The sequence below is a fragment of the Streptomyces calidiresistens genome, from assembly GCF_014141525.1.
Taxonomy (GTDB): domain Bacteria; phylum Actinomycetota; class Actinomycetes; order Streptomycetales; family Streptomycetaceae; genus Streptomyces; species Streptomyces calidiresistens.
Genome location: NZ_VKHS01000134.1, coordinates 1 through 9270, shown reverse-complemented (window position 1 = coordinate 9270; position 9270 = coordinate 1). Strand labels below are relative to the sequence as shown.

At 73.7% G+C, this 9270-nt stretch carries 8 protein-coding genes and 1 pseudogene; 2 read left to right on the top strand and 7 right to left on the bottom strand.

Features of this window, described 5'->3' with window-relative positions; translation table 11 throughout:
• From FOE67_RS08520 to FOE67_RS08495, 6 genes and pseudogenes are all read right to left on the bottom strand, one after another.
• Nucleotides 1–410, bottom strand: a pseudogene (locus tag FOE67_RS08520) (dipeptide epimerase); the annotation flags it as partial.
• On the bottom strand, nucleotides 407–1492 hold the full coding sequence (locus FOE67_RS08515) for a PLP-dependent cysteine synthase family protein (RefSeq protein ID WP_323384497.1): 1086 nt from the start codon (nucleotides 1490–1492) through the stop codon (nucleotides 407–409). The pseudogene FOE67_RS08520 and the gene FOE67_RS08515, both read right to left, overlap by 4 nt.
• The gene (locus FOE67_RS08510; protein WP_182662111.1) at nucleotides 1489–2361 is read right to left on the bottom strand and encodes a Rossmann-like domain-containing protein; all 873 of its coding nucleotides are present in this window, start codon (nucleotides 2359–2361) and stop codon (nucleotides 1489–1491) included. The genes FOE67_RS08515 and FOE67_RS08510 overlap by 4 nt, the downstream gene beginning before the upstream one ends.
• Nucleotides 2358–3629 (bottom strand): ATP-grasp domain-containing protein, encoded by a 1272-nt coding sequence (locus FOE67_RS08505; protein ID WP_182662109.1) that lies wholly within the window; start codon nucleotides 3627–3629, stop codon nucleotides 2358–2360. The genes FOE67_RS08510 and FOE67_RS08505 overlap by 4 nt, the downstream gene beginning before the upstream one ends.
• A gap of 273 nt (nucleotides 3630–3902) precedes the next feature.
• Nucleotides 3903–5888: an endo-1,4-beta-xylanase gene (locus tag FOE67_RS08500; protein ID WP_182662107.1), complete on the bottom strand. Its 1986-nt coding sequence runs from the start codon at nucleotides 5886–5888 to the stop codon at nucleotides 3903–3905.
• Between the two features lie 219 nt (nucleotides 5889–6107).
• Nucleotides 6108–6608, bottom strand: a complete 501-nt coding sequence (locus tag FOE67_RS08495) for an NUDIX domain-containing protein (RefSeq protein ID WP_323384498.1) — start codon at nucleotides 6606–6608, stop codon at nucleotides 6108–6110.
• Nucleotides 6609–6905: 297 nt separating this feature from the next.
• Between FOE67_RS08495 and FOE67_RS08490 the strand changes: the two genes are divergently transcribed.
• Complete coding sequence (locus FOE67_RS08490; protein WP_182662105.1) at nucleotides 6906–7670, top strand: class I SAM-dependent methyltransferase; 765 nt, start codon at nucleotides 6906–6908, stop codon at nucleotides 7668–7670.
• Here the strand turns inward: FOE67_RS08490 and FOE67_RS08485 are convergent.
• On the bottom strand, nucleotides 7645–8625 hold the full coding sequence (locus FOE67_RS08485) for a dihydrodipicolinate synthase family protein (protein WP_182662103.1): 981 nt from the start codon (nucleotides 8623–8625) through the stop codon (nucleotides 7645–7647). The genes FOE67_RS08490 and FOE67_RS08485 overlap by 26 nt on opposite strands.
• Nucleotides 8626–8696: 71 nt before the next feature.
• On the opposite strand from FOE67_RS08485, the gene FOE67_RS08480 reads away from it, so the two are divergent.
• On the top strand, nucleotides 8697–9248 hold the full coding sequence (locus tag FOE67_RS08480; protein WP_182662101.1) for a LysR family transcriptional regulator: 552 nt from the start codon (nucleotides 8697–8699) through the stop codon (nucleotides 9246–9248).
• The last annotated feature ends 22 nt before the right edge of the window (nucleotides 9249–9270 follow it).

The window sequence follows — 9270 nt, the reverse complement described above, 5'->3', positions numbered from 1 at the left end:
GGGCGAGCTCCGTCCCGGGGTCCACCGGGCCGGAGAGGGTCGGAGCCCGGCAGGAGGCGGTGGACGGGGCGGCCCTCGAGTTTTCCGCGCAGGTCCAGCAGTGCGGCGTCAACGGCCGCCAGGACCCCGGCGGGAACGTCCGGTGGCAGGGCGAGCTCCGTCCCGGGGTCCACCGGGCCGGAGAGCGGGTCGGGGTGGCGGGCCAGTGCGGGCGCGACGTGTTCCATCAGGTCCCGTCGGGCCCGCCGTGCGGTGGTGGCCAGGTGGGTCGAGGCCACCACCTCGCCGTGACCGGTGACCCCCTCGTGCTCGATGGACACCCATACCGCGTCCCGTCGGGTCATCACCGACCGGGAGATGCGCAGCGGCGTGGCCAGGTCGAGGGAGACGGTGCGAACGGTCGGTCTCACGACACACCCCTCTCGGAGCCGACGAGTGGGTCGACGACGGTGCGACAACGGGTCCAGCCGGTGGCCTCCACCGCCCCGGGATGGGGAATCTCGAGAGGGCGGTCGCGGGGCGGTTCGCCGGTGCCGATCCCGTTTCGCAGGCAGTGGTCCTCGTCGTAGAGGGTGCTCACGTAGCGCTCGGGGCCGTCGGGGAAGACGGTGGCAACCACCGCTCCCGGGTTGGTGCGTGCGGCCCAGGCGGCCACCAGCGCCACCGCGCCGGTGCTCCAACCGCCGCTGACGAAGCAGCCCCGGGCGAGGCGGCGGCAGGTGTCGACGGCCTCGGACGGACCGACCCAGTGCACCTCGTCGAAGATCTCGTGGCGGACGTTGCGCGGGTGGATGCTGCTTCCCAGCCCGCGCATCGGACGGGGGCGGGCCGGCTGGCCGAAGATGGTCGAACCCACCGAGTCCACGCCGATGACCCTCAGCCGGGGCCAACGGCGACGCAGGGGGATCGCGAGGCCGGCGCTGTGGCCGCCGGTTCCGACACTGCACACCAGGATGTCCAGGTGGTCCAGCACGTCGGTGATCTCGTCTGCCATCGCGGTGTATCCGGCCGCGTTGTCGGGGTTGTTGTACTGGTCGGGCCAGTAGGCGTCGGGCAGTTCCGCCAGCAGGGCGCGCAGCCGGGTGATGCGGGCGGCCTGCCATCCACCGCGCGGGGCGGGGCGATCCACCAGTTCCAGGCGGACGCCGTGGGCGCGGAGCAGCCCCCTGATCGAGGGTTCCAGTTCGATGTCACCGACCAGGACGACGGGATGGCCGAGGGCCTGTCCCGCGAAGGCGAGTCCGATGCCGAGGGTGCCGGAGGTGGATTCCACCACGGGCGCTCCCGGGAGCAGTTCGCCGCGTCGTCGGGCCCCGGTCAGCATCGCCACCGCGGCGCGGGCCTTCATGCCGCCCACTCCCCGGGACTCCAGCTTCGCCCAGAAGCCGGAGTGGGGATGAGGAAGGGGGATGGCGATACGGGCCATCGGGGTGTGCCCGAGCAGGGCCAGGAGTTCGGGGGCCGCGGGACGTTCGGTGACGAGAGCGGTCACGGGTGCTCCTCCGCTCCGGAGTCCGACCGGTGCACCGCCCCGACCCGTTCCCGGTACAGGTGCACCGTCCCGGGGCCGCCGTCGAGCCAGAAGAAGGGGTAGGGCTCGGCGGAGACGGCGGTGACACCGGAACCGAGCAGCCGGGGCACGACGGCGCTGCCCGTCTGGGCGAACACGACCAGGGGATTGCCGGTTGCGAGGGCGTGTTCCCTCAGGGGTTCGAAGGTGCCGTTGCCCAGTGTCATGCCGGAGACCAACAGCGCGTCGCAGTCCTGTAGTTCGGCGTGCGCGTCGGTGCGGATGGGTTCGCCCCACTCGGTGGTGCCGCCCTTGAGGTCGCAGGGCACGTGGTCCACTCCCCGCTCGCGCAGGCGTTCCAGCAGGGAGTTGACCACTCCCACGACGAGTACCCGCCGCGTCGCGGGATCGCGGGGCAGGAGATCCACGACAGCCCGGGCGCGGGCCCGGGATTTCTCCAGGCTGTTCCCGGCCGGGAGGGGGTGGGGCACGGCACCGTTGGCCGCCGTGTGCGGCAACACCCGGCCGAGGTAGGCGTCCAGGGCGGCGATCCGCACCGGGAGGAGGGGGTGGCACAGCAGGTCGGCGACGGCCGCCCCGACGCACTCGTCGACCGCGCCGGCGGGCAGGGATCCGGGCTCGACCGCGCAGGACCCGACGGCGGCCCCGAGCCGCAGGCCGAGCACCTCGTTGCGGTAACCGGTGGACCGCCCCCGGTGCCGGACGGCCTGGGTGGTGACGAAGGCCAGGGAGACGTGCTGCTCGCGCGGGTCGGGCCCGAAGTCACCGTCGAGTACGCCGCGCAGGAGGGCGGGGACCGATCGGACGGTGGGGGTTCCGGTGGGCGTCATGCGACGACCTCCCGGACATCGGCCCAGCGGGGCCCCAGGGCGGACAACGCCTTCTCCGCCCGGGGACGGGCGTCACCCGGTTCCGGGGAGGTGACCATCACATGGCCGAGGTAGTCGTTGTTGCTGAGGGCGGGACGGGTGCGGCGGCCGGGTGCGGCGAGGTCGATCTCCCGCACGCCGGGCATCCCGGCCGCTTCCCGGGCGCCGTCGAAACCGGCCAGTTCCCCGGCCCGGTCGGGCAGGAGGAAGGCGATGGCGGCGCTGCCGACCCCGGTCTCGCGGGGGGTGAGGTCCGGTACCCGCCCCAGGGCGACCTCCACCGCCGCCGCGGGCAGGTCGACGCCGGTGACGTGGCGGACCAGTTCGGTGATCCGGTTGCCGGCCGGGCGGGGGTTGACCTCCACCACCCGGGGCCCCCCGGGGGTGAGCCTGATCTCGGTGTGGGCCACCACCTCGTCCAGGCCGAGGGCGGTGAGGGCGGCGACCGCCGTGTCGACGGCCTCGCGCAGAACGTCGGGGGGCGAGGCGGCGGGGAACATGTGGCCGGTCTCGATGAAGGCGGGGGCGCCGGCGACGCTCTTGTCGGTGACTCCCACGACGTGGTGGAGGCCGCCCCCGGAGACCGTCTCGACGCTGACCTCGGGGCCGGTCAGGAGTTCCTCCAGCAGGACGGCGGGGAAACGCCGTTGGCCCCGGGCGTTGACGGGGAAACCGGCCAGCTCCCGGTGGGCGGCGAGCAGCCCGTCCTCGTCGTCGACCCGACGCACGTACATGCCTGCGCACAGATCGGTCGGTTTGAGGACGAGGGGAAAGCCCATCCCCGCCGCCGCGTCCAGGAGTTCGGCGCGATCGTGGCAGACGGCGTGACGAGGGCCGGGGACACCCGCCTCCGCGAGGATCCGGCGGGTGAGGTCCTTGCGGCAGGCGGCCTCGACGGCTTCCGGGGCGGGGCCGGGCAGGCCGAGGCGGGCGGAGAGGCGGGCGACGGTCGGTAAGTAGTAGTCACAGGAGGAGATCACGCCGTCGAAGTCCAGCACCGCGTGCAGGCGTTCGACGTATTCCGTCAGGGCGAGGGTGTCGTTGGTCTCGGTGGTGAGGATGTTCCGCGCCGCGAGCAGGGGGTGCGGCTCGGGGGGACGCGCGGCACGGAGGTAGTGGTGCAGGTCACGGGTGAGAAGGGTGAAGCGGTGTCCCGCCTCTCCGATGGCTCTGGGCAGCAACGTGCTCATCGAGCCGACCCAGCTCTCGACCATCAGCAGATGTCCCATTGGTCCGTCCTTCGCGTGGCACGGGCACGACCGCAAGGAGATTAATGGTTATCGTTTTCATTGTCACCCGTCGGTTCACCCCGGGAACCGCGTGTGCTCACGCGGCCGGGGTTCCATCCCCGGCGCGCGCTCCGGCTCGAACGGTGAGTGGCGCGTCACGCCCGCCCCACCCCGATCCGGCCGGAGGACGCGCGACACGGAGAGCCCCGCCCCGCCGGTGACGGAGGCGGGGCGGGGCGGGGCGGGCACTTCCCCGAAAGGGGCGCGGTCCGGCTATGCCTCCGGGGTGAAGAGGAGACAGGCCCGGTCGTCGAGGGTGAAGAAGGTGGGCTCGACCGGCCCCCCGGCCCCGGAGGCCCCGGACCGGGAACCCAGGTAACCGAGGGTCACCGAGGCCCGGGGCGGGATGACGGTGTTCCAGGAGGCGTCACCCACCGTGACACGGGGCCCCCGGTGGACGAGGGTGCCGTTCCACAGGTGCTCGACCCGCTCGCCCCGGTCGAGGGTCCACCCCAGGGTCCACCCGCGGAGTGTCCGGGAGGCGGCGGTGTTGGTGACCGTCACCTCGGCGCGGAAGCCTCCCGGCCAGCGGTCGGAGACCCGGTGGTCCACCAGGCACTCCCCCGACGGGCCGACGCCGCCCTCCCATCCGGGATCGACGATCGCCCAGTAGGCCGCCTTCGCCCGCAGCCGCTCGTCGAACAGCAGCGGGGCGTCCTTGCGGTCCAGGGGTCCGCCGTCGAGCCAGGTGTCGTCGTCCGCCAGGCCCCAGATGGTGACGGAGGCGATGTGTTCGGAGTACGAGCGGAAGAGGTCGAACATCCGGCGGTACTGCCGGGCCTGGGCCTCCAGGCGCTCCGCGGGCGGCTCGGGGAAGACCTGGTCGGGAGCGGTGTACACGGAGACGTCCAGCTCGGTGATCTCCTGGTCCACCCCCAGCGGGACGAACCGCTCCAGCATGGCCTGTGCCTCGGCGACCGAGGGCCATTCGATGTTGATGTGCGTCTGGTGACCCACGCCGTGGACGGGCACGCCCTCGTCCAGCAGCAGCGCCACCAACTCGTACAGCGCCTCGCGCTTGGCGGGGACGTTGGTGTTGTAGTCGTTGATGACCAGGCGGGCGTCGGGGGCCACCTCGTGCGCGACACGGAACGCGGTGCGGATGTAGTCCAGGCCGGTGATCTCGTACCAGGGGCTGCGGCGCATCCCGTCCGGCCGGTTCTCGTCGATGACCTCGTTGACCACGTCCCAGGTCCCGATCCGGTCGCCGTAGCGCCCGACGACCTCCCTGATGTGTGTCTCCAGGCGTTCCAGGAGCAGGGCCTTGTTCTCGGGTGTCGGGGTCATCGGTTCACCGTCGGCGCCCGTGAAGACCCAGGCGGGGGTCTGCTCGTGCCACACCAGGGTGTGACCGCGCACGGCCATGCCCCGTTCGGCGGCGAAGTCGAGGATCGGGTCGGCGTCGGTGAAACGGAAGACGCCCTCGGCCGGCTGGGTGGCATCCCACTTCAGGGCGTTGCCCGGGGTGAGGGAGGAGTGGTGCCGGGCGAGGAGTTCGGCGCGTTCGCCGTGGATGTCGGCCGGGCTCACCGCCGCCCCGATCGGGAACTCCGGGAGGGCGTCCCGCAGGGCGGGGATGTCCCGCTGGATCGGCGGCACGGGGATCCGGGTGACGAGGACGTCGTCGATCCCGAAGGAGGCGGTGCCGGCCGCCGTCTCGACGTAGAGGGCGGAGTACTCGGTGGCGACGGTGGGCGTGTGGGTACCGGTGAGCTGCACCCACGCGTCCGGGCCCACGGTGACGGAGCCCAGGGTGTGGTACGAGGTCGTGCCGTCCACCCGGCGTTCGAGGCTGAGGCGCGCGGTGTCGCTCCCGGCTCCCTCGGCGAGCCGCACCCAGAGGGAAACGGTGTACGCCACGCCCCGTTCCAGGATGTGGTCCACTCTCAGGGCCGGCCCCTCCCAGCCGGCGGTGCGGTCGGTGACGGCGAGCCCGTGGTCTCCGGTGCGGGCCGCGGTCCCGTCGACGGCCACCGTCTCCCCGCCCCGGGCCGCCCATCCCTGGGTGGTGCCGTCCTCGAAGTCGGAGGCGAGGACGGTGATCGGGAGGGCCGGGTCCGGTTCGGCCGCCCCGGCGGCGGGGGTCAGGAGGGGGGTCAGCCCCCCGACGAGCACCCCGACGAGGAGGGTGAGGACGAGGGCGCAGGCGGCGAGCGGGAGGGAACGCTCCCGCCCGACGGTTGCGGGGGACGCGCGCATCCGGGGTCCTTCCTGCCGGGGGCACCGGCGGAACGGTGATGGGGGGACGGCGTCGGGGCGGTACCGGGCAGGGCGCCGGGTACGCCCCGGCAGATCATGGGAGCGCTCCCACACGTGGGGATGGTAGCGGCGCCCCGCAGAGCCGGGAAGACCCCCGGCACCGCCGCGTCGGGGCGCGTCGGACCGGACGCGGGAGGGGAACGAGTGCGGGCTCCGGCCTCACCGTCCCGGCGGTGTCGCCCGTTCCGGCCCGCCGGACCCGTCCGTCCCCTCCAGCGCGAGGGCGATCAACTCCCGGTGGATCGGCTGCATGCGCTCCGGAAGCCCGTCCGGGGCACACCACCGCGCCTCGAGGATCTCCGTGCGCTCCGGCCGCAGGGTGCCCCCGAGGAGGAAGGCCTCGTAGGCCACCTCCGCCCGCAGGCGGTAGCCGCTGCGCAGCCACAGCAACCGCCCCGCCCGCACCTCCAGGCCCGTCTCCTCGCGCACCTCCCGCTCCACGGTGGCGCCGAACTCCTCGCCCCGCACGGCGTAGCCGGAGGGCAGGCCCCACTGCCGGTCCTCGGGCCACATGCGGTGACGCAACAGCAGGAACCGTCCCCGGTCGTCCCGCACCACACCCGTCACCCCGATCATGAAGGTGGCGTTCGCCAGCCACAGCAACCGCCACTGCACCGAGCCCCGGGTACCGCGCCACAGCCGGGCCGCGAGCCGTCGCACCACGAGCCGCTCCGCTCTCTTCTCCTCGGGCTTTCCCCCGGGCCCTTCCCCGGGGTCCCGGCTCACCGCTCCGGGTGCGGCGCCCCTTGCCCCGCGCCCCGACCCTATGCCCGATCGGGAACCGGAAGGCGCACGCCGGGCCCGCGACCGGCGAGCGGTGTCCACCCCGCCGAACCGCCCGGGGCACGCGGGGTGGTCGGGGGTGCCCCCGGCGCGGCCTACGATGCGGGCGGACACCGGTGCGCCGCCCGCCGGAACCGACCGTCCCTCCCGTCCGGCGGTGGAGAGCACACCATCATGAGCGCGTCCGACGGTTCCCCGAACCCCCACCCCCGCATGTACGGCGACCTGGCCCGTTGGTGGCCGCTGATCTCCCCGGTGGAGGTCTACCAGGGCGACGCCCGCACGGCCGCCGGCCTGTTCGCGGCGGCCGAGGGGCCGGTGCGGACGGTGCTGGAGCTGGGCAGCGGCGGCGGACACACCGCCTTCCACCTGAGCTCCCGGTACGCGATGACCCTGGTGGACCTCTCCGAGGACATGCTGACGGTCTCCCGCGCCCTCAACCCCGGGGTGGAACACCTGCGCGGCGACATGCGGGAACTCCGCCTGGAACGGACCTTCGACGCGGTGCTGGTGCACGACGCGATCGACTACATGACCACGGAGGAGGAGTTGTCGGCGGCCTTCCGGACGGCGTACCTGCACTGTCGCCCCGGGGGCGTGGCCGTCTTCTTCCCCGACCACCTCACCGAGACGTACGAGCCGCGCACCGACTGGGGCGGGGAGGACGCGGCCGACGGACGCGGGGTCCGTTACCTGGAGTGGGGGCTGCCGGTGGAACCCGGTGCCCACACCGTGCGGACCGAGTATACCTTCACCCTGCGGGAGGCCGACGGCACCGTGCGCACCGCCCACGAGACGCACGTCACCGGGCTCTTCCCGGCCGCCGTCTGGACCCGCCTGTTGCGGGAGACGGGTTTCGAGGTCTCCACCGCCACGGAATCGGGCACCGAGGGCGAGCCGACCCGCACGCTGTTCATCGGTCACCGCCCGGTGGGATGAGGGCGGTGACCGGGCGCGAACCGCCGGTCGTGATCGCGCGAGCGGGTACCCCGCGGTGTTCCACCGCCGTGAGCAGACGTCCGGCGGTCGCCACCGCGTCCCGGGAGGCCGGCAGCAGCGGGAGGCGGACGTCCGCGGTGGGGATGCGTCCCCGCGCCCGCAACACCCCTTTGATCACGGTGGGATTGGGCTCCCGGAAGAGCGCCGCGGAGAGTTCCGCGAGGGCGTGGCCGAGGACGCGCGTGCGCGCGTGGTCGACTCCGTCCGCCGCCGCGGCGAGGAACTCCGCGAACCGGCCGGTGGCCAGGTGGGCGGAGGCGGTGATGCCCCCGACCGCCCCCATGGCCACCAGCGGCTGGAGCAGGTGGTCGTCCCCCACGAGGATCGATCGGTCGGACGGACGGGTGCCCATCAGCCGCACGGTTTCCCCGTCGATGACGTCCGGGCTCAGCTTCATGCCGACGACACCGGGCAGGTCGAGCACGGCCCGCAGGCACTCGGCGCCCGGGGAGCACCCGGTCCGCCGGGGCACGTGGTAGACGATCAGCGGTACCGGGGTGGCGCGGGCCAGACGGGCGAAGTGGGCGAGCACCCCGGCCGGCGAGGGGCGAACGAAGGCCGGCACCGGCACCAGGGCCGCCCCGACCCCCGGACGATCGGCGAGGTCCGCCAGGGCACGTTCGACCGTCCGGGTGTCGCCGCCCCCGACGCCCACGGTCAGGAGCGCGTCGTGCTCCCGACCGACCCGCGCGCAGACATCGAGCACGGTGGCCCGTTCGGCGGGGTCGAGGGAGGTCGGTTCCCCCGTGGTGCCGAGCGCGACGAGACCGCGGGCGCCCGCCTCCAGGAGTTCGCGACCGAGGCCTTCCAGGGCCGCCGCGTCGAGGCGTCCCTCCGTGTCGAAGGGGGTGACGAGGGGGACGTGGAGGCCGGTCGGCGGGAGGTGACGGGTCATGGGGACAGCATCGCAGGACGGGAAGCCCCGGGGCCGGCGAATGTTTTCGATGCCGAGCGTAAGCTGAGCCGATGCTCGATGTGCGCAGACTGCGCCTGTTGCGGGAGCTGTCCCGGCGCGGCACCATCGCGGCGGTCGCCGAGGCCCTGGCGTTCAGCCCCTCCGCCGTCTCCCAGCAGTTGGGGGTGCTGGAGCGCGAGGCGGGGGTGGCCCTGCTGGAGAGGACGGGCCGCCGCGTCACCCTCACGCCGGCCGGCCTGCGGCTGGTGGGACACGCGGAGGCCGTGCTCGAACGGCTGGAGCGGGCCGCCGCGGAGTTGGCGGAGGTCCGGTCGGGTCCCGCGGGCCCGGTGCGGGTCGGCGTCTTCCCCTCCGCGGGTCGCTCGCTGCTCCCGAGGGCACTGGATTTCCTGGCCGGGCACCGGCCCGCCCTGGAGCCGATGATCGTGGAGATCGACCCGGCGGCGGTGGGTGACGCGCTGCGGGCCGGTGACCTGGACGCGGCGCTGGTCCACACGTACGACTTCGTGCCCGATCGGCCGGAGCCCGGTGTGGAGAGCCTGCCCCTGTTCTCGGAGGCGATGTACCTGGCCCACCCGGCGGGTTCGGCACCTGCCTCTTAAACACATCTCCGACCCCACGAGA

Bases quoted from the DNA above. Each gene is read 5' to 3' on its own strand.
- FOE67_RS08510 (WP_182662111.1), bottom strand. From the start codon at position 2,361: ATGACGCCCACCGGAACCCCCACCGTCCGATCGGTCCCCGCCCTCCTG.
- FOE67_RS08505 (WP_182662109.1), bottom strand. From the start codon at position 3,629: ATGGGACATCTGCTGATGGTCGAGAGCTGGGTCGGCTCGATGAGCACG.
- FOE67_RS08500 (WP_182662107.1), bottom strand. From the start codon at position 5,888: ATGCGCGCGTCCCCCGCAACCGTCGGGCGGGAGCGTTCCCTCCCGCTC.
- FOE67_RS08490 (WP_182662105.1), top strand. From the start codon at position 6,906: ATGAGCGCGTCCGACGGTTCCCCGAACCCCCACCCCCGCATGTACGGC.
- FOE67_RS08485 (WP_182662103.1), bottom strand. From the start codon at position 8,625: ATGACCCGTCACCTCCCGCCGACCGGCCTCCACGTCCCCCTCGTCACC.
- FOE67_RS08480 (WP_182662101.1), top strand. From the start codon at position 8,697: ATGCTCGATGTGCGCAGACTGCGCCTGTTGCGGGAGCTGTCCCGGCGC.